Origin of the sequence: Sphingomonas sp. Y38-1Y, from assembly GCF_032391395.1 — a bacterium.
Lineage (GTDB): Bacteria > Pseudomonadota > Alphaproteobacteria > Sphingomonadales > Sphingomonadaceae > Sphingomonas.
Genome location: NZ_CP135916.1, coordinates 1,420,486 through 1,444,991 on the forward strand (window position 1 = coordinate 1,420,486; position 24,506 = coordinate 1,444,991).

19 protein-coding genes are annotated in these 24,506 nt (G+C 70.1%); 13 read left to right on the plus strand and 6 right to left on the minus strand.

Translation table 11 applies throughout. The features are described 5' to 3' along the window. The first annotated feature begins 172 nt into the window (after nt 1–172). The 4 genes from RS883_RS06770 (at nt 173) to proS (ending at nt 6,729) form a co-directional block, all read left to right on the plus strand. Nucleotides 173–1,249 carry an AI-2E family transporter gene (locus tag RS883_RS06770; RefSeq protein ID WP_315764074.1) on the plus strand — a complete coding sequence of 359 codons (1,077 nt, stop codon included), beginning with the start codon at nt 173–175 and terminating at the stop codon, nt 1,247–1,249. Nucleotides 1,250–1,334: 85 nt separating this feature from the next. Beyond that, a complete protein-coding gene (locus tag RS883_RS06775) occupies nt 1,335–3,569 on the plus strand; it encodes a S9 family peptidase (protein ID WP_315764076.1) in 2,235 nt (744 codons plus the stop codon). Next, nucleotides 3,566–5,008 carry an ATP-binding protein gene (locus tag RS883_RS06780; protein ID WP_315764078.1) on the plus strand — a complete coding sequence of 481 codons (1,443 nt, stop codon included), beginning with the start codon at nt 3,566–3,568 and terminating at the stop codon, nt 5,006–5,008. The genes RS883_RS06775 and RS883_RS06780 overlap by 4 nt, the downstream gene beginning before the upstream one ends. A gap of 191 nt (nt 5,009–5,199) precedes the next feature. Beyond that, nucleotides 5,200–6,729 (plus strand): proline--tRNA ligase, encoded by a 1,530-nt coding sequence (gene proS, locus RS883_RS06785; protein ID WP_315764080.1) that lies wholly within the window; start codon nt 5,200–5,202, stop codon nt 6,727–6,729. Nucleotides 6,730–6,948: 219 nt separating this feature from the next. Here proS and RS883_RS06790 read toward each other — a convergent pair whose 3' ends face one another. Together RS883_RS06790 and glpD are read right to left on the minus strand one after the other, a co-directional pair. Further along, nucleotides 6,949–7,425: a DUF892 family protein gene (locus RS883_RS06790; RefSeq protein WP_315764082.1), complete on the minus strand. Its 477-nt coding sequence runs from the start codon at nt 7,423–7,425 to the stop codon at nt 6,949–6,951. 49 nt (nt 7,426–7,474) lie between these two features. After that, entirely contained in the window at nt 7,475–8,935 is a 1,461-nt protein-coding gene (gene glpD / locus RS883_RS06795) for a glycerol-3-phosphate dehydrogenase (protein ID WP_315764084.1), read from the minus strand. A 377-nt stretch (nt 8,936–9,312) separates the two neighbouring features. Between glpD and RS883_RS06800 the strand changes: the two genes are divergently transcribed. Beyond that, a complete protein-coding gene (locus RS883_RS06800; protein ID WP_315764087.1) occupies nt 9,313–11,658 on the plus strand; it encodes a ribonuclease R family protein in 2,346 nt (781 codons plus the stop codon). A gap of 210 nt (nt 11,659–11,868) precedes the next feature. Here RS883_RS06800 and RS883_RS06805 read toward each other — a convergent pair whose 3' ends face one another. The 4 genes from RS883_RS06805 to RS883_RS06820 all read right to left on the minus strand — a co-directional run bounded on the left by RS883_RS06805 (nt 11,869) and on the right by RS883_RS06820 (nt 15,722). Then, complete coding sequence (locus RS883_RS06805) at nt 11,869–12,465, minus strand: L,D-transpeptidase family protein (protein WP_315764089.1); 597 nt, start codon at nt 12,463–12,465, stop codon at nt 11,869–11,871. Nucleotides 12,466–12,584: 119 nt separating this feature from the next. Beyond that, nucleotides 12,585–13,109, minus strand: coding sequence for a molybdenum cofactor biosynthesis protein B (moaB, locus tag RS883_RS06810; RefSeq protein WP_315764091.1), 525 nt, complete (start codon nt 13,107–13,109; stop codon nt 12,585–12,587). A 130-nt stretch (nt 13,110–13,239) separates the two neighbouring features. After that, a complete protein-coding gene (locus RS883_RS06815) occupies nt 13,240–15,018 on the minus strand; it encodes a lytic transglycosylase domain-containing protein (protein ID WP_315764093.1) in 1,779 nt (592 codons plus the stop codon). Then, nucleotides 15,018–15,722 (minus strand): uracil-DNA glycosylase, encoded by a 705-nt coding sequence (locus RS883_RS06820; protein WP_315764095.1) that lies wholly within the window; start codon nt 15,720–15,722, stop codon nt 15,018–15,020. The genes RS883_RS06815 and RS883_RS06820 overlap by 1 nt, the downstream gene beginning before the upstream one ends. A gap of 108 nt (nt 15,723–15,830) precedes the next feature. Here RS883_RS06820 and RS883_RS06825 point away from each other — a divergent pair, with 108 nt between their 5' ends. The 8 genes from RS883_RS06825 (at nt 15,831) to RS883_RS06860 (ending at nt 24,490) form a co-directional block, all read left to right on the plus strand. Then, nucleotides 15,831–17,504 carry an electron transfer flavoprotein-ubiquinone oxidoreductase gene (locus RS883_RS06825; RefSeq protein WP_315764097.1) on the plus strand — a complete coding sequence of 558 codons (1,674 nt, stop codon included), beginning with the start codon at nt 15,831–15,833 and terminating at the stop codon, nt 17,502–17,504. Nucleotides 17,505–17,679: 175 nt separating this feature from the next. After that, a complete protein-coding gene (locus RS883_RS06830; protein ID WP_315764099.1) occupies nt 17,680–19,095 on the plus strand; it encodes a tetratricopeptide repeat protein in 1,416 nt (471 codons plus the stop codon). Between the two features lies 1 nt (nt 19,096). Then, nucleotides 19,097–19,921: a 4-(cytidine 5'-diphospho)-2-C-methyl-D-erythritol kinase gene (locus RS883_RS06835; protein WP_315764101.1), complete on the plus strand. Its 825-nt coding sequence runs from the start codon at nt 19,097–19,099 to the stop codon at nt 19,919–19,921. A 191-nt stretch (nt 19,922–20,112) separates the two neighbouring features. Further along, nucleotides 20,113–20,844, plus strand: coding sequence for an enoyl-CoA hydratase-related protein (locus tag RS883_RS06840; protein WP_315764103.1), 732 nt, complete (start codon nt 20,113–20,115; stop codon nt 20,842–20,844). Beyond that, the gene (locus RS883_RS06845) at nt 20,841–21,551 is read left to right on the plus strand and encodes an N-formylglutamate amidohydrolase (protein WP_315764105.1); all 711 of its coding nucleotides are present in this window, start codon (nt 20,841–20,843) and stop codon (nt 21,549–21,551) included. The genes RS883_RS06840 and RS883_RS06845 overlap by 4 nt, the downstream gene beginning before the upstream one ends. Continuing rightward, entirely contained in the window at nt 21,548–21,946 is a 399-nt protein-coding gene (locus RS883_RS06850; RefSeq protein ID WP_315764107.1) for a hypothetical protein, read from the plus strand. The genes RS883_RS06845 and RS883_RS06850 overlap by 4 nt, the downstream gene beginning before the upstream one ends. After that, nucleotides 21,933–23,297, plus strand: coding sequence for an NAD(P)H-hydrate dehydratase (locus RS883_RS06855; RefSeq protein ID WP_315764108.1), 1,365 nt, complete (start codon nt 21,933–21,935; stop codon nt 23,295–23,297). Before RS883_RS06850 ends, RS883_RS06855 begins: the two co-directional genes overlap by 14 nt. Beyond that, nucleotides 23,288–24,490, plus strand: a complete 1,203-nt coding sequence (locus RS883_RS06860; RefSeq protein WP_315764110.1) for a class I SAM-dependent RNA methyltransferase — start codon at nt 23,288–23,290, stop codon at nt 24,488–24,490. The genes RS883_RS06855 and RS883_RS06860 overlap by 10 nt, the downstream gene beginning before the upstream one ends. The last annotated feature ends 16 nt before the right edge of the window (nt 24,491–24,506 follow it).

Consider the following 24,506-nt stretch of genomic DNA (forward strand, 5'->3'; position numbering starts at 1 on the left):
GCCGCCGTTGTCGCGCGCCTCACCGCCGTTCCGTACCTGGACCCCGGCCTTCGCCGGGGTACAAGGCTAGTGTAGGCGCCGTGCGCCCGCCTTCGTGGGAGCACGGCGGGGCCCCACGGAACCCGTTTCGGTTGCGCGATGTTTGTGGCGCGACATAGCAAGGGGGACGGTCGTGGAGACGACAGGCATCGGCGAGATCGCGCGCAGGACGTTGGTGGTGCTGCTCATCGTGGGGCTGGCGCTGCTGACGGTGCAGTTCGCGTTCGTGTTCATGCTGATCTTCTCCGCGGTGATCGTCGCGGCGCTGATCCGCGCGGCCGGCTGGCCGTTCCGGAAGATGGGCGCGGGCGATTCGCTGTCGGTTTTCCTCGGGCTGTTCCTGATCCTCGCCGTCCTGGGCGGCGCTGGCTGGCTGTTCGGCGCGCAGCTTTCGGAGCAGTTCACGGAGGTCGGCCAGCAACTGCCGCAAGCGTTCGAGCGCGCGCGGTCGCTCGCCAACGAGGTGCCGTTCCTGCGCAGCTTCCTGTCCGGCACGCCCGATTTCCAGAGCATCGCCGGCCGGGCGCTCTCCTTCGCGTTCGGCGCGGTGGGGGCGATCACCAACTTCGTCCTCGTCATCGTCGCTGCGATGTACCTGGCGCTCGAGCCCGGCCTCTACGTCCGCGGTGTCGTCAAGCTGTTCCCCAAGTCGAAGGGCAGCCGCGTTCGCGAGGCGCTGTCGGCCAGCGGCCAGGCGCTCAACCAGTGGCTGGTGGCCCAGGGGCTGACGATGATCATCGTCGGTGTGCTGATCTGGGGCGGGCTCAGCATCGTCGGCGTCCAGTCGGCGGGGGCGCTCGGCGTCATCTCCGGCCTCACCAACTTCATTCCGCTGGTCGGCCCGTTCATCGGTGCGGCGCCCGGCGTGCTGCTGGCGCTCAGCCAGGGCGGGGATGCGCTGCTGTGGACCTGCGTCGTCTATGTCGTCGCGCAGCAGCTGGAGGGCAACGTCCTCACCCCGATGATCCAGAAATATGCGGTGTCGATCCCGCCCGCGGTGCTGATGTTCGCGCTGGCGGCGCTGGGCAGCATGTTCGGCTTCATCGGCGTCATCATCGCCGCGCCGCTGGCGGTGGTGCTATACGTGCTCGTCACTTTGCTCTGGGTGCGCGACACGCTGGGCCATGATGCGGAGGTTCAGGGGATCGACGCCCCGCCGCCGCCCGACTCGAACGCGCCGGAGGCGGGCGGCGAGACCCAGCCGAGCTGACCCTTTACGCCCGCGCCGAAGGCGGCGATAACGCGCCGGCATCGCCGCACGGGCAGACTCCGCCGCGGCACCTTCGGAGATGGGAATGCGCGGATGGTGGTTGGCGCTGGCGCTCGCGTCGGTGAGCGTGACGGCAATGGCGGCTGAACCCGTGGCGGCACAGCAGCAGCCCGCAAGCCAAGGCACGCTGACGTTCGAGCGCGTGCTCCAGGGCGGCCTGTCGGGTGCCGGTGGCCGTCCGCCGCGCCTGTCGCCCGACGGAAAGCTCCTGACCCAGCTGCGTCCGCGCGAGGGCGAGCCCGAGCGCTACGACCTGTGGGCACAGGACCTCGCCACCGGCCAGTGGCGGATGCTGGTCGATTCGAAGAAGGTCGGCTCCGGCGCCGAGCTGTCGGAGGCCGAAAAGATGCAGCGCGAGCGCGCGCGCATCGGCGGGCTGCGCGGCATCGTCGCCTATGACTGGGCGCCCGATGGCCGCTCGATCCTGGTCCCGCTCGACGGCGACCTGTTCCTCGCGACGCTCGACGGCCAGGTGCGCCGCCTGACGCAAAGCGAGGCGGGCGAGCTCAACCCAGTGATCAGCCCCAAGGGCGGCTATATCAGCTTCGTTCGCGACCAGAACCTCTGGGTGCAGCCGCTGTCGGGCGGGGAAGCGCGCGCGATTACGCAAGGGGGCGGCGGTACCGTTCATTGGGGCGAGGCCGAGTTCGTCGCGCAGGAGGAAATGGCGCGCTTCACCGGCTATTGGTGGTCGCCGGGCGACAAGCGCGTCGCGATCGAGCGGTTCGACGAGGCGCCGGTGCGCGTCCTCACCCGCGCGGCGATCGGTGCGGAGGGCACGCGCCTCTACGAACAGCGCTATCCGCTCGCCGGCACGCCCAACGTCGCGGTCGCGCTCTATGTGATGGCGCCCGATGGCTCGGGCCAGGTTCAGGTCGATCTGGGCCAGGACCCCGACATCTATCTCGCGCGCGTCGACTGGAGTGCCGATGGCGAGACGCTCTATGTCCAGCGTCAGAACCGCGCGCAGACGGTGCTCGACATGCTCGCGGTCGATCCCGCCACCGGCAAGTCGCGTGTGCTGTTCACCGAGCGGGCCAAGGCGAAGAGCTGGATCAATCTTTCCGACAATTTCCGCGCGCTGGAGGATGGCAGCATCCTCTGGTGGTCGGAGCGGAGCGGCAACGGCCATCTTTATCGCTTCGACAGGGGCCGCTGGACGCAGCTGACCAAGGGCGACTGGGAAGTCGCCGACGTGATCGGCGTCGACGAGCAGAAGGGCGTCGTCACCTTCACCGGCAACAAGGACGGCGTGCTGGAGCGCCACGCCTATTCGGCGCCGCTTCGCCGCGCAGGGACGGTCACGCGCCTGACCGAGGCGGGATATTGGAACAACGTGTCGATGGCCGGCGACCGGCTGATCGTCGCGCGGTCGAACCCCGACCAGCCGCCGCAAAGCTATCTCGCCGACGCGAGCGGAAAGCGGACGCAGTGGCTCGACCAGAACGCGCTGGGATCGAACCATCCCTATGCGCCCTATCTCGCCAGCCATGCCCCGACCGAGTTCGGCACGCTGAAGGCCGCGGACGGCAGCGTGCTCCATTACAAGATGCTCAAGCCCAGGATGGAGCCCGGCAAGCGCTATCCGGTGTTCTTCACCTATTATGGCGGACCGGGGGCACAGCGGACTGCGCGCGACTGGTCCAGCCCGATGCATCAGGCGATCGTCGACAAGGGCTATATCGTCTTCCTGATGGACAATCGTGGCACCGCCAACCGCAGCCGCGCCTTCACCGACCAGATCTGGCACGCGATGGGCACGGTCGAGGTCGATGACCAGGTGATGGCGGCCAAGTGGCTGAAGACGCAGCCCTTCGTCGATCCCGACCGGCTGGTCATCCATGGCTGGTCCTATGGCGGCTACATGACGATCAAGCTGCTCGAAAAGGCGCCAGGGCTGTTCGCCGCGGGCGCCGCGGTCGCGCCGGTGACCAAGTGGGACCTCTACGACACCCATTATACCGAGCGATACATGGGCGATCCGCGCCAGGTGCCGGATGCGTACAGCGCGTCGGGCACTTTGGTCGACGCCGGCAAGATCAGGGATCCGCTGCTGGTCATGCACGGCATGGCCGACGACAACGTGTTCCTCGACAACACCACGGCACAGATCGGCGCGATGCAGGCCGAGGGCGTGCTGTTCGAGACCCAGCTCTATCCGGGGCAGACGCACTCGATCAGCAATCCCGCGTCGCAGCTTCACCTCTGGAACACCATGTTCGACTTCTTCGAGCGCAGGACCGTCGACAAGGCCAAATGACCGTCGAAGTGGACATGGGGGTCGATGGCGCGGGCAAGTCCGTCGCCATGGACCTGGAGGAATTGCTGGCCACCCGCTTGCTCGTCCAGGGCAATTCGGGATCGGGCAAGTCGCACCTGCTGCGCCGCCTGCTCGAGCGATCGGCGGGCCGCGTTCAGCAGGTGGTGATCGATCCCGAGGGCGACTTCGTCACGCTCGCCGACGCCTATGGCCATGTCGCGATCGAGGCGGGCGACTATGCCGAGCGCGAGATCGCGCAGATGGCGACTCGCATCCGCGAGCATCGCGCGTCGGTGGTGCTGAGCCTGGAGGGGCTGGAAGCGGAAGGGCAGATGCGCTGCGCCGCGGTGTTCCTCAATGCGCTGTTCGATGCCCCGCGCGAGCACTGGTTCCCGGCGCTGGTGGTGGTCGACGAGGCGCAGCTGTTCGCGCCCGCGGGCGGCGGCGAAGTGGCGGAGGAGGTGCGTCGCGCGTCGCTTGGCGCGATGACCAACCTGATGTGCCGCGGGCGCAAGCGCGGCCTGGCCGGCGTCATCGCGACGCAGCGGCTGGCCAAGCTTGCCAAGAACGTCGCGGCCGAGGCGTCGAACTTCCTGATGGGGCGCACCTTCCTCGACATCGACATGGCACGCGCGGCCGACCTTCTCGGCATGGAGCGGCGGCAGGCGGAGACGATCCGCGATCTGCAGCGCGGCCATTTCCTTGCGCTCGGCCCCGCGGTGTCGCGGCGGCCGGTCTCGATCAAGATCGGCGCGGTCGAGACTTCGGCGCGCAGTTCCAGCCCCAAGCTCATCCCGCTCCCCACCGCGCCCACCGACATGCGCGACCTGATCGAGCGCGGATCGGACGAGCCCGGCCTGCCGCTGATGGCACCGCCGCCCCCGCCGCCGATGCCCGCCGACGAGGTGATCGAGGCGCTGGCCGCGCCGCCGCCGCCGCCCGAAGCGCCCGCACCCGCGATGCCGCCCGAGCGGGTGGCCGGGATCGTCGCCGACGTGCTCGCCGCGATCGTCGCCGAGCCGGGCTCCGCGACGCGCGCCGCGCCCGTGCTGTTTCAGGATTATCAGGTCCGCTGCCGCATGGCCGGCCTGGCGCGTCCACCGCTCGATCTGGAAGCGTTCGGGCGTCGGCTGGCGGCGGCGCGGGCAGGGATCACGCACGGGCTGGAGGACGAATGGGCGCCCGCCTTCGGCCTGGCGCGCGAACTGCCCGGCGAGATGCTGGGGCCGTTCCTCCTCATCGCCCGCGCCGCGCGGGAAGGGGAGGCGTGTCCCAGCGACGAGGCGATCGCCGCCGTCTATGGCACCGCCTCGCTCGGCCGCGCGCGCCGGCTGATCGGCTATATGGAAAGCCGCGAGCTGATCGTGTGCCGGACCGATCTCGGCGGCAAGCGGTCGGTTGCGATCCCGGCCTTGGGGTGGACGACGGCGGCGGCGTGAGGGTGGCCAAGGTCCTTCGATACGCCACTTCGATACGCGGCTGCGCCGCTACTCAGCGGCTACTCAGGACGAACGGGGTGAGAAGATCCGTTCGTCCTGAGTAGCCATTGAGCTTGTCGAAATGGCGTATCGAAGGGCCTGACCGGGCGAGCCGCTTGTCGCATCCGCCACCCCCCGCTATCGCCCGCCCCATGAAACACGCCCTTCCCGTCACTCGCGCGGACGATTTCGCGCGCTGGTACCAGACCGTCATCGCCGAGGCCGACATGGCCGAGGAGAGCGGCGTGCGCGGGTGCATGGTCATCCGGCCATGGGGCTACGGCATCTGGGAGCGGATGCAGCGCCTGCTCGACGATCGCATCAAGGCGACGGGGCACGAGAACTGCTATTTCCCGCTGTTCATCCCGCTTTCCTATTTCGAGAAGGAAGCCGAGCATGTCGACGGCTTCGCCAAGGAGATGGCGGTCGTCACGCATCACCGGCTGGTGCAAAAGGACGGCAAGCTCGTTCCCGATCCCGAGGCGAAGCTGGAAGAGCCGTTGGTCGTTCGGCCGACGTCGGAGACGGTGATCGGTGCCGCCTTCAGCCGCTGGGTCCAGTCGTGGCGCGACCTCCCCGTGCTCATCAACCAGTGGGCCAATGTCGTCCGCTGGGAGATGCGGACGCGCATGTTCCTGCGCACCGCCGAGTTCCTGTGGCAGGAGGGCCATACCGCGCACGCGAGCGAAGCCGAGGCGCGCGAAGAGACGATGAAGATGCTGGAGGTCTATCGCGCCTTTGCCGAGGATTGCTGCGGCATCCCCGTCATCGCGGGCGAAAAGCCGGAGAATGAGCGCTTCCCCGGCGCGGTCGCGACCTACAGCATCGAGGCGATGATGCAGGACGGCAAGGCGCTTCAGGCCGGCACCAGCCACTTCCTCGGCACCACCTTCTCCTCGGCACAGAACATCCGCTTCCAGAACGCGGCGGGCGAGCTGGAGCTCGCGCAGACGACGAGCTGGGGCGTGTCGACGCGGATGATCGGCGGGCTCATCATGGTGCACGGCGACGACGACGGCCTGCGCGTGCCGCCGCGCGTCGCGCCGTGGCAGGTCGTCATCATCCCGATGCTGCGCGACGCCCCGGAGGACGAAGCGGTGCTCGATTATGCCCGCTCGCTCCAGGCCGAGCTCGCACGCCAGACGGCGCTGGGCGAGCCCGTCCGCGCGATGGTGGACGGCCGCGCGCAAAAGGCGGGCAACAAGCGCTGGGGCTGGGTCAAGAAGGGCGCGCCGATCATCGTCGAGGTCGGCCCGCGCGATGTCGCCGCGGGCAACGTCGCGGTGATCCGCCGCGACCGGCTGTACCGCGAGGACGGCAAGCTCGACACCGCGTTCGTGGCGCGCGACGGCTTCGTCGACCAGGTCGCGGGGCTGCTGGGCGAAGTGCAGGAAGCGCTGCATGTCGAGGCGCGCGCACGCCTGGACGCCGGCATCCGCCGCGACGTTACCGACTTCGCAGGGCTGGAGACGCATTTCGCCGAGAGCGAGCGCTACCCTGGCTGGGTCGAGGTCGAATGGGCCAAGCCGACCGGCGCCGCGCTGGACGCGGTGGTCGAGCGGCTGAAGGCGCTCAAGCTGACGATCCGCAACGTGCCGGGCACCGCGGCACCGGCACAGGGCGCGTGCATCTTCACCGGCGAGCCGGCGGTGGAACGCATTTTGGTGGCACGAGCGTATTGAGGCGCTGTGCCCCGGCGAAGGCCGGGGCCCAGTTGGGGGACGTGGCGACGGCCCGCTGCGCGTTATCACCGAGGCCTTCCTACCTGGACCCCGGCCTTCGCCGGGGTACAAGCTTGCGTTCGGGTCAATCGGCCTGTGCTCCCGCGAAGGCGGGAGCCCAGAGCCGCACGCGGCACGCTCATCAACCCTGGCCTCCCGCCTCCGCGGGAGCACGGCTTGCTAAGCCGCCGCCGCCGCGCACTGCTCCAAGATCGCCGCCAGCCGGTGGTCGCTCGCCGCTTCCTCGTCGCGGCAGCGGCGGAGGGTCTTGGCGAGGTCGGCTTCCTCCAGCCGCTCGGCCAGCGCGACCGCGGTTTCATAACTCACATGCTTGGCGGCGAGCGCCTTTCGCACCGCGCCGACCATCGCTGCGTCGAGCAGTGGGCCGCCATCGATCGTCTCGGTATCGCGCGCCGCATCGTCCATGATGCCCTGCATCCACAAATTGGGCGGCCCGCCCGCCGAACGCGCGTCCGCCGCCAGCCAATCCGCCTGGAGCCGCGCGCGGGCGATCTCGCGGTCGAGCGCCTCCGACAGCGCCGCCGTCCGGGCGTGCGCGGCCACCACGGGGAGGCGCTCGGCCAGCAGGCGCTCGCCCGCGAGCATGTCCTGAAGCGCGGTGGCGAGCAGGCTCTCGGCGTCGTCGGTCTTGTCCATGCTCGCGACAGCGCGCCGCGCGCGGGCGGGTTCCGCGGGCTGATGCGGATCAGTCCGCCGGGTACGCCTGCCGCCACCAGTCCGCGAACGCCGCCCGGTCCACGGGGTCGATCGTCAGCCCCAGCTTGGTCCGGCGGTCGAGCACATCCTCCGGTGTCCGCGCCCATTCGGTGTCGTGGAGGAAGCGCGCCTCCCGCTCGGTCATCCCGCCGGGCAGCGTCTCGCCCAGGTGGTCCGCCGCCTCGACCCCCTCGAGCAATTCGACCAGGCGGCTGCCATAGGCATGAGCCATGCGGTCGATCTGGTGCGGGTCGAGGAACGGCCAGCGCTCCGCGACCTGGCGCTCGAGTGTGCCGATATCCGCGATCATCCCGCCCGGCAGCACCCGCGCGCGCGTGACCGGATGCGCGTCGATGCCGAGCGCCGGGCCGAGCCGCGCCATCGCATCCTCCGCCAGCGCGCGCGCCGTCGTGATCTTGCCGCCGAATACCGCCAGCACCGGCGCGCCATCCTCGTGCAGTTCGAGCACATAGTCGCGCGTGACCTCGGCCGCGGCGCCCGCGCCATCGTCGTAGAGCGCGCGGATGCCCGACCAGTCGCTCACCACGTCGGCGGGCGAGACCTGGCGGCGGAAATAGCGGTTGGCCGCGTCGCACAGATACTGCGTCTCCTCGGCCGAGATCATCGCATCGGCGGGATCGTCGACGGGCACGTCGGTCGTCCCGACCATCGTCCCCCCGGGATAGGGGATCGCGAACACGATCCGCCGGTCGGGCTGCTGGAGGATATAGGCATGCTCGCCCTCGAACAGCGACGGCACGACGATGTGGCTGCCGCGGACGAGGCGGAGGTGGCCGCGCGGGGGCGTGCCCATCCGCGCCATCGCCTCGGGCGTCCACGCACCCGCCGCCACGACGATCGCGCGTGCCGCGACGGTGCGGCCGTCGCTCAAGGTGGCCATCCAGCCGTCGCCGCGGCGCTCAGCGCGCTCGAAGCCCGTCCGCGTCGCGATCTCGGCGCCATGGTCAGCGGCGTCGCGCGCGTTGAGGACGGTCAGCCGCGCATCATCGACGAACGCATCCGAATAGACGAAGCCCGGTCCCGGCCGCTGGAGCGGCGCCTGATAGCCCGCATCCGACCGCTTCAGCCCGCGCGACCGCGGCAGCGACGACCGACCCGAGAGCGCGTCGTAGAGCCAGAGCCCCGCGCGCACCATCCACCACGGGCGCACCGCATGGTCGTGCGGCAGCACGAAGGTGAGCGGATGGACGAGGTGCGGCGCGGCGGCGAGCATCCGCTCGCGCTCGGCCAGCGCCTCCCGCACCAATCGGAACTCATACTGCTCGAGATAGCGCAGGCCGCCATGGATGAGCTTGGTCGAGGCCGAGGAGGTGTGGCTCGCCAGATCGTCGCGCTCGACCAGCAGCGTCTTAAGCCCAAGCAAAGCCGCCTCGCGCGCGATCGCGCACCCGTTGATGCCGCCGCCGATGATGAGGAGGTCGTGGGTCATGGTGTGATCGTACCGGTTGGCGGGGCGGGCGGGGACATGTCTTCACCCCCAGCGTTCGTTTCGAGCGTAGTCGAGAAACGGAGAGGATCGGCCAAGGTTTCTCGACTACGCTCGAAACGAACGCTGGTAAGGACAGATCAACCCAATCCAAACCGTCCGTGCTGAGCCTGTCGAAGCACGTGCCGCAAGCGCTCCATTCCGGGCACGTGCTCCGACAAGCTCAGCACGAACGGCTCCTTTTACACGTCACCCCGGACTTGATCTGGGGTCCCGCTTTTTCAGCCAACGCCGCGAGGAAGCGGGACCTCGGATCAAGTCCGGGGTGACGGGGAAGAGATGGGGATGCGCCGCCCTCGCAAACCCCCTATCTCCCCAACATGCGAAACCATCCCGGCCTGCCCAGCCGCCAGCAGATCCTCGACTTCATCGCGTCTTCGGACCAGCCGGCGGGCAAGCGCGAGATCGCCAAGGCGTTCGGGCTGCACGGCGCCGACAAGATCGCGCTCAAGTCGCTCTTGAAGGACATGACCGACGAGGGGCTGGTCGACCTCGCCCCCGGCCGCGCGTTCCATCGGATGGGCGGCGTGCCAAAGGTGACGGTGCTGCGCGTCGTCGACGCCGATGGCGACACCGTCTGGGCGGTGCCCGAGCGCTGGGAGGCGGAGGGCATTCCCCAGCCGCGGCTTCGCGTGATCGAGCGTGGGCGCAAGCAGTCGGCGCTCGGCCCCGGCGACCGCATCCTCGCGCGCACCGAAGAAGCCGGCAACGGCTGGCTCGCCCACCCGATGAAGAAGCTGGCGCGCGGCGAGGAGCAGATCCTGGGCGTGCTGCGCGAAGAGGGCGGGCGGCTGTTCCTCGCGGGGCTGGACAAGAAGGCAGCGCGCGACTTGCCCGTGGTCGAGCGCGGCGATGCCGAGCCCGGCGACCTCGTCCTTGCCGAAAAGACCGGGCGCCCGCCGCGGATCATGGCCAAGGTCGTCGAGCGGCTGGGCGATCCGTTCGCGCCGCGCAGCTTCTCGCTGATCGCGATCCACAAGCACGGCATCCCCAACGTCTTCTCCCCCGACCTGATCGACCAGGCGGAGCGCGTCGCGCGCCAGCCGCTGGGCGAGGATCGCGAGGATTTGCGCCACCTGCCGATCGTCGCGATCGATCCCGCCGACGCGCGCGACCATGACGACGCGGTCTGGGCGACGCCCGACGAGGATCCCGGCAACGAGGGCGGGTTCAAGGCGATCGTCGCGATCGCCGATGTCAGCTTCTATGTCCGGCCGGGCTCGCTCCTCGACAAGGAAGCACGCAAGCGCGGCAATTCCGTCTATTTTCCCGATCGCGTCGTGCCGATGCTGCCGGAGGTGCTGTCCGCCGACATCTGTTCGCTCAAGTCGGGCGAGGATCGCGCGGCGATGGCGTGCCATCTCGTCATCGGCAAGGACGGCGACATCCGCGACTGGCGCTTCACCCGCGCGGTCGTGCGGATCGCAGCGAACATCGCGTACGAGGATGCGCAGGCGGCGGTGGATGCCCGTGCGTCTTCCCCCCTCCCGCTTGCGGGAGGGGTCGGGGGAGGGCCTTCTTCTTCTTCTATTGCTGCGCCTGCGGACAGACCCTCCCCTAACCCCTCCCGCAAGCGGGAGGGGGACTTGGGTGGATTGGTCGAAACCGCGCTGCTTCCCCTCTGGGCCTGCTGGGCGGCGCTCGGCCGCGCGCGGGACAAGCGCAGCCCGCTCGACCTCGACCTGCCCGAGCGGCGGGTCGTGCTCGACGAAAAGGGCCGCATCCTCTCCGTCGCCCCGCGCGAGCGGCTGGACGCGCATCGGCTGATCGAGGACTTCATGATTGCCGCCAACGTCGCCGCGGCCAAGGCGCTGGAGCGCAAAAAGGCTCCGGTCATGTACCGCATCCACGAGCCGCCCAGCCGCGAGAAGCTGACCGCGCTGAAGGACTATCTCAAGACGTTCGAAATAAGCTTCGCGCTCGGCCAGGTGATCCGCCCGGCGACGTTCAACCACATCCTCGGCACGCTGAAAGAGCATGAGGCGCGCGAGGAGATCATGACGCAGGTGCTGCGAACGCAGACCCAGGCCTATTACGGGCCGGAGAATGCCGGGCATTTCGGCCTCGCGCTCGGCAGCTACGCGCATTTCACCTCGCCGATCCGCCGCTATTCGGACCTGATCGTCCACCGATCGCTGGTCGATGCCTATAAGCTGGGCGCCGGCGGGCTGTCGGCCGAGGATGCGGCCAACATGGAGCGGGTGGGCGAACTCATCTCCAGCCTGGAACGGCGAGCGATGGAGGCGGAGCGCGACACGATCGACCGCTACGTCGCCGCCTATCTCGCCGAGCATGTGGGGGAGGTGATGGACGCCAAGATCACCGGCGTCGCCGCGTTCGGCTTCTTCGCGACGGTCGAGGGCGTGGGGGGCGACGGCCTGGTCCCCGCCCGCGACCTCGGCCGCGAGTATTTCCGCCATGACGAGGCGAGCCAGCGGCTGGTGGGCGAGGAGACGGGCGAATTCTTCGCACTCGGCCAGAAGCTGAAGTTGCGGTTGGTGGAGGCGAACCCGGTTTCGGGGGCGCTCCGGTTCGAGCTGCCCGACGGCAAGGGCTCGGGAAGCGGGGAGCGGACCGACGATCGGCGCCGCGGCGGACCGCCTCGCGTGCTCAAGCGGCGGGGGCGCCCGGCGAACATCAAGCATCAGGGGAAGCGCAAACGCTGAATTCCCTCGTCACCCCGGACTTGATCCGGGATCCCGCTTCATTCTTTCTTCAAAGGCCGAACAGGGAGCGGGACCCCGGATCAAGTCCGGGGTGACGGGACACAAAACCGTTCGTGCTGAGCTTGTCGAAGCACGTGCCGCAAGCGCGCCGTGTGCAGCACGTCCTTCGACAAGCTCAGGACGAACGGAGTGGGTGGCGCAGATGGAGGGTTAGGGCGTGACGACTTCCTCCACCACCACCGTCTCGCCGTCCTCGGCGTCCAGACGCTCCGGCGCTGGCGCTTCGTCCTTGTAGAGGTCGGGGCGCCAGCCGCGCGTCACCAGCACCTGGTCGCCCTTCTTGGCCTGCGCGAACAGCAAGGCGGCGAACTCGTCGGGCACGCCGACACAGCCGTGCGTCGCCGCGTTTGCCTCGACCTCGCTGCCATGGATCGCGACGCCGCCCCAGGTCAGTCGGAGCATGTACGGCATCGGCGCGCCATAGAGGTTGGAGACATGGTCGCGATCCTTTTCCAGGATCGGGAAGGTGCCGGTCGGCGTCGGCTTGTGATCGGCGCCATAGAGGATGTAGGCGCGGCCGATCTCGACCCCGTGGCGATAGACGTGGAGCTTTTCGGTCGACAGGTCGACGACGATGCGAACGGGCCCGGCGGGCACGCCGCTGTCGTCCCAGGCATATTCACCCGGCCCCAGCGGGCTTTCGAGCGAGATCACGCTGGTCACCGCAGGGCCACGCGCATGGGCGACGGCGGGCAGCATCAGCGCGGCAAGTCCCGCCATCACCCAACGACCGACCGCCTTAACCATGATCGCACCCCTTTACTGTTCGTTAGGGGCGATTATCGGGATCAAGCCCGTTTTTGACCAGTGGCCGTTTTCCGCCGTCCCGCCGCGGGACGGATTGCGACTTGCGCAGGACTAAAGGGTTAACGCTCCTCGAGCCTCGGCATCAGCTCGACGAAGTTGCAGGGCCTGTGGTCGATGTCGAGCTGGGAGGCGAGGATGCCGTCCCACCCGTCCTTCACCGCCCCGGTCGATCCCGGCAGCGCGAACAGATAGGTGCCGCGGGCGACCCCGGCGCACGCGCGCGACTGGATGGTCGAGGTGCCGATCTTGGCATAGCTCTGCCAGCGGAACAGCTCGCCGAACCCGGGGATGAGCTTGTCGCAGACACGCTCGATCGCCTCGGGCGTGACGTCGCGCCCGGTGACGCCGGTGCCGCCGGTGGTGACCACCACCTCGACTGCGGGATCGTCGATCCAGCGGTGGAGCGTCGCGACGATCGTGTCGGCATCGTCGCGCACGATTGCGCGGTCGGCGAGGACATGGCCTGCGCCCTCGAGCCGCGCGACGAGCGTGTCGCCCGAGCGATCGTCCACGAGCCCGCGCGTGTCGGAGACGGTGAGGACGGCGATGCGGACCGGGCGGCGGACGATCTTCGGCTCGGTCATATCAGTAATCCGTTCGTGCTGAGTAGGGGCTGAGCGAAGGCGAAGACCCGTATCGAAGCACTTGGCCCGGTCCTTCGATACGCCGCTTCGACTTCGCTCAGCGGCTACTCAGGACGAACGGTGTTGGGGATCAACGCCGGCGTGCGCTATCCGCCCGCGAATTTACCGCGGTCGCGCCCTTCATACCCGGGAAGCGCGGCCACATGCCCTGCGACAGTGCATGGCGGCTGTCGGACGCCTTGCCCGCCTGCATCTCGTACATCCAATAGTTGCGCAGCACCGTCATGACATAGCCGCGCGTCTCCCAATAAGGGATGCTCTCGATATAGAGCAGCGGATCGCCGCCGTCCTTGGAGGCGAGGTTCCACGCTGCGACGGGTGAGGGGCCGGCATTATAGGCGGCGATCACCTTGGGCAGCAGGCCGCCGGTGGCGGGCAGGTCGCGAAGCTTCTCGAGATAGGATTGGCCGACTTCCATGTTGGTCGACGGGCGGGACAGCGCCGAGCGGTCGATCACCGCGGCCATGCCCTTTGCCTTGGCGATATCGCTCGCGGCCGAGGGCATGATCTGCATCAGGCCGAACGCGCCAGCGGGGCTGACAACCGTCGAGCGGAAGCGCGATTCCTGAAGCGTGTGGGCATAGACAAGCGCCTTGTCGACGCGCCAGCCGCCGTCCGGCGTCCAGTCGGGCGCGGGATAGCGCGTCGCGACCTGCGGCGTCGCGCCGGCCGGGCAATTGTGCGACAGCCAAATCTGCGTCGCGGGCAGGTTGAGCGATCCCGCAAGCCGCGACAGCGCGGCATAGTCGCTCGCATCGCCGATGCGGGCCTGGTGCTTCAAAAGGTCGGCGGCGGCATCGTCCTCGCCGATCTCGACGAGAGCGGCGGCGACGCGGATGTTGGGGCGGCGCTCCAGCGCCTTCCAGTCGGTGCCCGCGGTGCGGTCGGGCAGGCGATCTGTCGCCTCGGCAATGCCCAGAGCCTGGCGCGACAGCATGCCGTAGAAGGTCTCGTTATACTGGCTGGCGGCGAGCAGCCGGGTCTGGATGAGGTCCGGGCGGCCGCATGCCATGTCGGCGCGCGCGGCCCAATAATGGCCGGCGGCGCGCAGGTCGACGTCGCTGGCGCGCTGCGCGACCGCGGCAAAGGCGATCTGCGCGGCCTTGCAATCGTTCTGGCGCCAGGCAGCGAGTCCCTGGACCCAGTCCGCCTGCGGCACCCACTCGCCGGTTCCGGTCTGCGCGGTCGCTGCGACGCGGCGCGTGTTGGCGTCGTCGCCGGTCAGGTAATAGATCCAGGCGACGCGCTGGCGCCATTCGGTCAGCGCCTCGGGCGTCAGCCGGCCCTCATATTCGCGGACCAGCGCCTCCGCAGCGACGCCGTCGTCGGCCTTGATATAGGGCTGGGCGCGGTTGGCGAGCTCGGCCGCGGCGGTGTCGCTGGCGGTGCCCTTCACCCGGATGCGATTCGGAGCGCCGTCGACCCAGATCAGCCGCTGCGGCGTCGGCAGCGTCGGCAGCGCTTCGGCCCCGCGCAGCTTGGCCAGGCGGGCGACATCCGGCGCCTGCGGCAGTTCGGGGGCCTCGGCGAGCAGAGCCATCAGCGGGATCAGCTCGACCTTGGGCGATCCCTTGGCCGTGTACATCTGCGCACGCGCCATCGCATGGAGCGGGCCGGGACGCATCGCGTCGAGGCGGAGCTGCGCGTCGGTCCAGCTGCCCGCGCGGATCGCGGCGAACACGGCGCGATACCCCTCGCGCTGCGCGTCGTCGAGCTGCTGCGGGATGCCGCCGCGACTGGCGGCGGCGCCGCGCACGGGCAGCTTGTCGTCATTGGGTGTTTCGGCAGCGGCGACGCCGCTCAAGGCCACGGAAGCAAGGAGCGCGACGGCGCCAAGACGGATACGCATCAGGCTTGTCCCCCCAGGAGCGATTGCAGACAGCGCCACGCGTCCCGCTTCACCTGCGGATGCTTCATCATGAAGCGCGGGTGGGCGATGGCGAGCGCCTGCAACTCTCGGTCAGTCCGGTTAATGCCATGTAAACCACGCGGAACGGGAGCGCCGTCCGCCGCGAGGATCGCACGACTCGTCGTATGGCCGACGATTAGCAGTGTTTTGGCGGGCGCCAGCGCCAGCAATCGATCGGCCACCGCGGTCAGCACCGGCAGCTGATCGGGCGACAGCGTATCGGCCAGCGGCCGCGCCATCGCGAGACCCGCGACCAGCACGTCGCCGCGCCGCCGACCGATCGCGCCGAGGATGCGGTCGAACATTGCGCCCTCCGCCCCGCCCAGCAGCGAATCACCATTGGGCTGGTCGACCAGGACGAGCAGATCGGCATCGCGCGGCCCCTCGGGCGGCAGGATCGGATTGCCCCAGTCGCGCTCCGGCGCACCGGCGCCCAGCCGCCAGTCCCAGAAGCTTGCATAATCTGCCGGGCCGCTCTCCGCCGGCACCGCGGCCGGTGCGGGTGCCGCTACGGCGGGGCGGACCGGGCGGGCGAGCCAGTCGCGCGGTTCCTCGTCGACGAGGACATCGACGCCGGCGTCGGCCCACCAGTCGAGCGCACTCGCCGCCAGTTCATCCCATCGGTGGTATTGATCGGCCCCCATCGCCATCTACCCGCTATCAACTTGACCGCCGCGTCAATGATCGGGCAGCGCTGCTCCGGCCAGAGCGCCCCGCGAATGCGACGACGCGCCCGGCGACGGAGAGAGTGAATGAGCGAACGCGAATCGATGCCCTATGACGTGGTGATCGTCGGCGCCGGGCCGGCGGGCCTGTCGGCGGCGATCCGCCTGAAACAGCTCGCGGCCGATGCGGGGTCGGAGATCGCGGTCTGCGTGCTCGAAAAGGGTTCTGAGGTCGGCGCGCACATCCTGTCGGGCGCGGTGATCGATCCCCGGGCGCTGGACGAGCTGCTGCCCGAATGGCGGACGATGGGCTGCCCGCTTGCCGAGACGCCGGTGACGGAGAACCACCACTGGGTGCTGTCCAAGACCGGCAAGCGCGCGCTTCCCGAAGCGGCGCTGCCGCCGTTCATGCACAATGACGGGTGCTATACCGGCTCACTCGGCAACCTGTGCCGCTGGCTGGCCGAGCAGGCCGAGGGGCTGGGCGTCGAGATCTTTCCCGGCTTTGCCGCGGCCGAAGTGCTGTTCAACGAGGATGGGTCGGTCAAGGGCGTCGCGACCGGCGACATGGGCATCGCCCGCGACGGCACGCGCAAGCCCGACTGGCAGCCGGGGCTGGAGCTCCATGCGCGCTACACCTTCTTTGCCGAGGGTGTTCGCGGGCACCTGTCCAAGGAGCTGATGCGCCTGTTCGACCTGCGCGCCGATTGCGATCCGCAGGTCTATGGCCTGGGCGTCAAGGAATTGTGGGACATCGATCCCGCCAATCACCAGCCCGGCCGCGTCATTCACACGCAGGGCTGGCCACTGTCCGAAACGCCGGGATCGAACGGCGGCGGCTTCATCTATCATCAGGCCAACGGCCAGGTCGCGCTCGGCTATGTCACCTGGCTGAACTACCGCAATCCGTTTCTCTCGCCGTTTCAGGAAATGCAGCGCTGGAAGACGCATCCGGACATCGCCGAGCTGTTGAAGGGCGGCAAGCGCGTTTCCTATGGCGCTAGGGCGATCAACGATGGCGGCTATCAGTCGGTGCCCAAGCTCGTCTTCCCGGGCGGCGCGCTGATCGGCTGTTCGGCGGGCTTCCTCAACGTGCCGCGGATCAAGGGCACGCATACCGCGATGAAGACCGGCATGATGGCGGCCGAGGCCGCGTTCGAGGCGGTGGGTGCCGACCGTGGCGGCGACGAACTGTCCGCCTATCCCACCGCCTATCAGGGCAGCTGGGTGCGCGACGAACTCTACCGCGTCCGCAACGTCGTGCCGCTCGTCAAGAAATATGGCGACCTGTTCGGGTCGGGCCTGTCGGGCGTCAACATGTGGCTGGAGCATTGGGGGCTGAAGCTGCCCTACACGATGCACCACAAGCCCGATCACGAGAGCCTGTGGGGCCGGAACGAGGTCCAGCGGATCGACTATCCCAAGCCCGATGGCGTGCTGACGTTCGACCGCCTCTCCTCGGTGTTCATCTCGAACACCAATCACGAGGAGGATCAGCCGGTCCACCTGACGCTCAAGGATCCGGACGTGCCGATCGCGCACAACCTGCCCTTGTACGACGAGCCGGCGCAGCGTTACTGTCCGGCCGGCGTCTATGAAGTGGTGGGCGAGGACGATCCGAAGGGGACTGGCGATCCGAAGTTCGTCATCAACGCCCAGAACTGCGTCCACTGCAAGACATGCGACATCAAGGACCCTACCCAGAACATCAACTGGGTGGTGCCCGAGGGCGGCGGAGGGCCGAACTATCCGAACATGTAGCGTCCTGATCCTCGCAACCGCTGCGAGCATCGCGGCGCCCGCGGTCGCCGCCGATCCGCCGCGCGGGGGCGAGCTGTCCGCCTATGTCCGCGCGCGCGCCGCCGACGCGGCGGGTGCGGCAGACGTCGCCGCACGCGGCTATGCGCTGGCGCTCGCCGCCGATCCGGGCAACGAGGTGATCGCGATCCGCGCCTTCCGCGAGGGCGTGTCGGTCGGCGATCTGGCGCTCGCCCGCCGCGCGCTGGCGGTGCTGGAAGCGTCCAAGGTCGCGCCCGCCGATGCGGCGCTGCTGCGCTTTGCCGATCAGGTGGCGGCGCGCGACTGGGACGGCGCGCGCGCCACGGCCACGCGGGTGGGGCAGGGACCGCTGGATTTCGTCGGGCCGGTGCTGCGCGCCTGGATCGCGGTGGAGACCGGCGGCGACGCGCTCGCCGAGCTCGGCAGCGAGACCGACAATGCGATCGAACGCCGCTATTCGGCGGAGGCGCGCGCGCTGATTTTGGTGGCGATCAAGCGCGACGCGGAGGCCAATGCCGCGCTGCGGCTGCTGCTTGCGCAGGGCGGCGGTCTGGAGATGCGGATCGCCGCCGCGCGCCTCTATGCCGGGCGCGGCGACATGGGCACCGCGCGGGCGCTGCTCGCGGGCGACGACCCGGCGGCGCGGGCTCAGCGCGAGGCGCTGGGCCGAGGCGCAAAGCCGACCGCGGCGTTCGGCACCTCAACGCTGTTCACACGGCTGGCGGGCGACCTGTCGGGCGACGAACCCTCGCCTTTGGTCGTGCTCCTGACCCGCACCGCGCTGCTGCTTGAGCCCGGCAACGACCGGGCGCGGCTGCTGCTGGCCGACGCGCTCTCCCGCGATGGCGACGGGCGCCGCGCGGTGGCGCTGCTCGACGGCATCAAGTCGCGCAGCCCCTATGCCGGCGAGGCCGAGCGCGAGCGGATCGAGATCCTCGATCGTACCGGCGACGGCACCGCGGCGATCGCGCTGGCGACACGGCGCTCGGCCGCGAAGGGCGCCGGCGGCGACGCCGCACGCCAGCTCGGCGATCTGCTCGTCTCCGCCGATCGCTATGCCGAGGCCGCCGACGCCTATGCCGCCGCGATGGCGCGTGAGCCCGGCGGCGGCGACTGGGTGCTCAACCTCCAGCGCGGCGGCGCGCTCGAACAGGCCGGGCGGTTCGAGGAGGGGCTCCCGTACCTGCGCCGCGCGGTCGAGCTTGCGCCCGACGAACCGGTTGCGCTCAACTATCTCGGCTATGCGCTGGTCGAGCGCGGGCTCGATCTGCCCGAGGCGCAGGGTCTGCTCGAAAAGGCGCGGCGGATGAAGCCCGACGACGCCTCGATCACCGACTCGCTCGGCTGGGCCTATGTCCGCCGCGGCCAGGTCGCCAAGGCGCTGCCGCTTCTCGAACAGGCCGCCGCCGCCCAGCCCGGCGATGTCGAGATCAACGAGCATCTGGGCGACGCCTATTGGGCAAGCGGCCGGCGGTACGAGGCGCGCTATGCCTGGCGCGCGGCGTCGGTCCATGCCGACGCCGCCGACAAGACCCGCCTTGCCGCCAAGGTCGAGCGCGGCGTCGTCGATTGACGTGATCGAGGAAGCCGCACCCGCCAAGCTCAACCTGGCGCTGCACGTCCGCGCGCGGCGGCCGGACGGCTATCACGAGCTCGAGACGCTGTTCGCCTTCGTCGCCGATGGCGACACGATCCGGCTCGATCCGGACGGGCCGCCGGGATTGGCGATCACCGGGCCGTTCGCGGCGGGATTGTCGGGCGAGGGCGACAATCTGGTCCTGCGCGCCGAGCGCCTTTTCGCCGAGCGGGTGAAGGCGGTGCCGCGCGCGGCGATCGAGCTCGTCAAGCGGCTGCCCGTCGCCTCGGGCATCGGCGGCGGATCGGCCGACGCCGCCGCGACGCTGCGCGCGCTGGCACGCGCGCATGGCGTGGCGGCGGACGACGCGCGGCTGGTGGCGTGTGGCGAGGCGCTGGGATCGGATGTGCCTGCCTGTCTGCTGGGCTTGCCCGCACTCGGGCGGGGTCGCGGCGAGCGGCTGGCGCCGACCGCGCCCTTGCCGAAGCTGCCGGCTTTGCTCGTCAATCCGGGCGTCGCGGTGTCGACGCCGGCAGTGTTCGCACGCTGGGACCGGATCGATCGCGGCCCGATCGGTGAGGGCGAGCCGCTGGCGGCGGCGATGGCGGGCCGCAACGATCTGGAGCCGCCGGCCCGCGCGATCGCGCCGGTGATCGACGCGGTGCTGGCAAAGCTTGGCGAGCAGCGCGGCGTGCGGCTGGCGCGGATGTCGGGATCGGGCGCGACGTGCTTTGCGCTGTTCGACGATCCGGCGGACCGCGTCGCGGCGGCCGGCGACCTAGCCTCGACGGACTGGTGGTGTCTCGAAACGGCACTTGCGTGACAGTTTGAGTCCCGCTGCGGGACTTGGGCTATGCCTAGCCTATGGACGAATCAATCGGCACGGCGCTTGCGTAGGATGAGGGCAGTGGGCCGTACGCCGGGAGCGGATCGCCTGCCGGTGGCCGGGTCTTCGGACCCCGCCACCTCCCTCGCACGTGACACGCGCCGCGCGATGCGGCATCGCCGCAGCCGATGTTCCGTCTCGACCCCCTGGACCGCGGCATCGCCCGCCTGACGATCGACGCGCCCGAGCGGCGAGGCGCCGTGCCCGTCGCCGAGTGGGACCGCCTCGCGGCGATCCTCGAAGCGCTGCCGACCGATACGCGTGTGCTGCTGATCGGCGGCGAACGCGACTTCTCGGCCGGGGCCGACCTGTCCGAGTTCGAGCGGCTGACCGAAGATCCCGTCGCCGTGGAGACGTTCCGCCTCGCCATGCGCGCGGCGATCGACGCGTTGGCGAACGTGCCGGTGCCGACGATCGCGGTGATCGCGGGCGGCTGTTATGGCGCGGGCGTGGCGCTGGCGCTCGCCGCCGACATCCGCGTTGCGGGTGAGGGCGCGCGCTTCGCCGTCACCCCGGCGCGGATCGGTATCGGCTATCCAGCCCCCGACGTCGCCCGCCTCGTCGCTCAGGTCGGCCGCGGTCAGGCCGCGCGGATGCTGTTCGCCGCGGAGCCAATCGATGCCGAGCGCGCCCTGGCGATCGGGCTGGTCGAGACGGCGGCTGCGGATGCCTGGGCAGCGGCGATGGCGCTGGCGGAAACGATCGCCGCCAACTCAAGGGCTTCGACCCGAATGCTCAAGGATGTTCTTCGCGACCCTGGGGGCGATCACGACGCCGCGTTCGACGTCCTGTTCGCGGGCGACGACGTCATCAAGGGGCTCGCTGCCTATCGCCAACGCCGCGCGCCGGGGTTCGCATGAGCGTCGTCCGCATCGATGGCGCGGCCGACACGCTCCTCCTGTGCGACCATGCCTCGGACGCGGTGCCACCCGGCATCGATCTGGGCGTCGCGCCGGAGGTGATGCGCGAGCATGTCGCGGTCGATATTGGCGCCGAACCGCTGACCCGCGCGCTGGCGGCGGCGCTCGGCGCCCCGGCGCTGCTCGCCACCGTCTCGCGTCTCGTCATCGACCTCCACCGCGAGCCCGACCATCCGGCGCTCGTTCCGGTCGAAAGCGACGGCATCGCCGTGCCCGGCAACATCGGCGTCGACCGCTTCGATCGCATTGCGCGCTTTCACGCGCCCTATCACGCCGCGATCGCCGCCGAGGTGAGAGCGACGGCGCCGCGGCTGCTCGTCGCGATCCACAGCTTCACGCGCCAGCTGCGCGGCCAGCCGCCGCGGACGCTGGAGGCGGGCATTCTCTACAATCGCGACGATCGCGCGGCGCGGGTGCTGATCGCCGGGCTGCGCGCTGCGGGGATCGAGACGGGCGACAACGAACCCTATTCGGGGCGCCTGCTCAACGCGACGCTCAACCGGCATGGCGAGGCGCGCGGGATCGCCTGTGTCTCGATCGAGGTTCGCAACGACCTGATCGCCGACGACGCGGGGGTTGCGCGTTGGTGCGACCTGCTGGCACCGCTGATCGCCGAAGCGCGGGGATCGATCGGAGGGGGCGGATGAAGTGGGGAATGCTGGCGGGCACGATGCTCTTGACCGCATGCGACGGCACGTCGTCACAGGCGCCGGGCAACGGCCTGGTCGCGGCAGAGGCCGAGGGCAGGGCTGCCGCCGAGGATGACGGTCGCATCCAGTGCGCGCCGCCGGGCGAGGCCGAGTTCCGCCGTGTGTGTACCGTCGACCGGCTGGCCGATGCAGGCGGCACGCTGCTGACGGTGCATCTGCCCGACGGCGGCTTCCACCGGCTGCGGATCGCCGAGGACGGGCGGGGCGTCGTCGCGGCGGACGGGTCGGAGCAGGCCGTCGTTCGCGTGGTCGGCGATCGCGAGATCGAGGTGGCGATCGGCGGCGCACGCTATCGCCTGCCCGCGACGGTCAAGGCCGATGATCCCGCCTGACGCCCCGGTCGTCACCGCCGCCGAGATGCGGGCGGCGGAAGCGGCATGCTTCGCGCGCGGCACTGCCCAAGCCGAGCTGATGGCGCGCGCGGCACGAGCGGTCGCGCGAGAGACGGCATGTTTCGCGATGGGGCGGCCGGTGCTCGTGCTCGCAGGACCCGGCAACAATGGCGGCGATGCCTTTGCAACCGCACGCTTTCTGGCCGAGGCAGGCCATGATGTCGTTGTCGCGGCACTCGGCGACCGTTGGGAAGGCGCGGCAGAGGCGATGCGCACCGCATGGCGCGGGTCGACGGTGCCGCTGGCCGAAGCGCCGGCGCGGCCGGTGATCATCGACGGCCTGTTCGGCATCGGCCTGTCGCGCGCGATCGAGGGTGACGTCGCGGCGGCGATCGAGCGGCTGCGGGCCAACGCCGACTTCGTGCTGGCGATCGACATTGCCTCCGGCCTCCACGCGGACAGCGGCGCGGCGCTGGGAGCGGTGCTGCGCGCCGATGCGACGCTGGCGCTCGGCGCGATCAAGCGCGGGCAGGTGCAGGGCGACGGCATCGCCGCGAGCGGCGCGGTGCTGCTCGACCGGATCGGCCTCGACATGACCCCGTCGGTACGGACGATCGCGCGGCCACGCCTGTCGCCGCCGAGCGCGGCGGACCACAAATATACGCGCGGGCTGGTCGGCGTCTTCGCGGGCGCGATGCCGGGCGCGGCGCGGCTGGCGGCGATCGCGGCGGCACGCGGCGGCGCCGGTTATGTCGTGCTGACCGGCGAGGACGCCCGGATGCCGCTGGAGGCGATCGTCCACCGCGAGACGATCGACGCCGGTAAGGCCGGCGCCGTGCTGATCGGACCGGGCCTGGGCCGCGACGATCAAGCTCGCACGGTGTGCGAGCATTGGCTGGCAAGTGATTGCGCTCTAATCATCGATGGCGATGCGCTTTCGCTCATCACGTCCGAGGCCATCGCAAGGCGGCACGCACCGACAATCCTCACGCCCCATGAAGGCGAATTCGCGCGGCTGTTCGGCGCCATTGAGGGCGATCGCATCGCCGCCGCGATCCATGCCGCGCAGACGTCTCAGGCGACGGTCGTGCTCAAGGGCGCGCTGACGATCATCGCCTCGCCCGACGGTGGCGCGGTAGTCGCGCAGCCGCCCGCCTGGCTCTCGACCGCGGGCACCGGCGACGTGCTCGCAGGCCTCGTCGCCGCGCGGCTGGCGGGGTCGGGCGAGCCGGATCGCGCCGCGCGCGAGGCGGTCTGGCTGCATGCGCGCGCCGCGACGCTTGCGGGTCCGGCCTTCGTCGCCGATGATCTGGCGATGCACATTCCCCAAGCGATCGCCGAATGCCTGTGAACGACGAAGACCCCGTGGTGCGCGTCGCCGCGCGCGGTGAGGGCATCACCGCCTCCGGTCGCCACGTGCCGCTGGCCGCACCCGGCGACCGCGTGTTCGAGGATGGCAGCATCCTTGCCGGCGCGCATCGCCAGGCGTCGCCATGCCGACACTATCCGCAATGCGGCGGCTGCCAGCTCCAGCATCTGGATGACGTCGCCTATGCCGCGTACCTCCACGACCGGGTGGAGGGCGCGCTGCGGTCTCAAGGGCTGGAGGCGCCGATCCGCCCCGCGATCGTCAGCCCGCCGCGCACGCGCCGCCGAGCGACGCTCCATGCCGAGCGGCGCGGGCGGCAGGTGCATCTGGGCTTCACCCAGGCGCAGAGCCACGCGCTGATCGACCTCGATGAATGCTGGATCCTCGCGCCCGAGCTTTTCGCGCTGCTCCAGCCGCTGCGCGGGCTGCTGGCGGCGCAATTGCCGCAGAGCGGGCGGATCGACGTCCATCTGACGCTCGCCGACCAGGGAGTCGACGTGGTGCTCAAGGGGCGGTTGGCCGAGGGGCTGGCCGCGACCGAGGCGATCACCGCCTTCGCACGCCGGCACAAGCTGGCGCGGCTGTCGATCGACGACACCTACGGTCCCGAAGCGCGCTGGGCGCCCGAGCCGGTGACGGTGACATTGGGCGGCGTCGCCGTGCCGCTGCCGCCGGGCTCGTTCCTCCAGGCGACGCGCGAGGGAGAGGCGGCGCTGGTCGACACGGCGCGCGAGATCGTCGGCGATGCGCGCATCGTCGCAGACCTGTTCGCCGGGCTCGGCACGTTCGCGTTGGGCGTGGACCCGTCGGCGCGCGTCTACGCCGGCGAGGGTGCGCGGGAGGCGATCCTGTCGCTCAAGGGCGCCGCCGCGATGGCCCAGCGGACGGTGTTCGCCGAGCATCGCGACCTGTTCCGCCGCCCGCTGACCACCGAGGAGCTCGACCGGTTCGACGCGGTGATCCTCGACCCACCGCGCGCCGGCGCACGCGAGCAGGCCGCGGCGCTGGCGGGCGCGAAGGTGCCGCGCGTCGCCTATGTCTCCTGCAATCCCAGCAGCTTCGCGCGCGATGCCAAGACGATGTGCGAAGGGGGCTATCGGCTCGACTGGGTGCAGCCGGTCGGGCAGTTCCTGTGGTCGACGCATGTCGAACTGGTGGGGGCGTTCTCGCGGTGACGCCGCGCTACGTCTC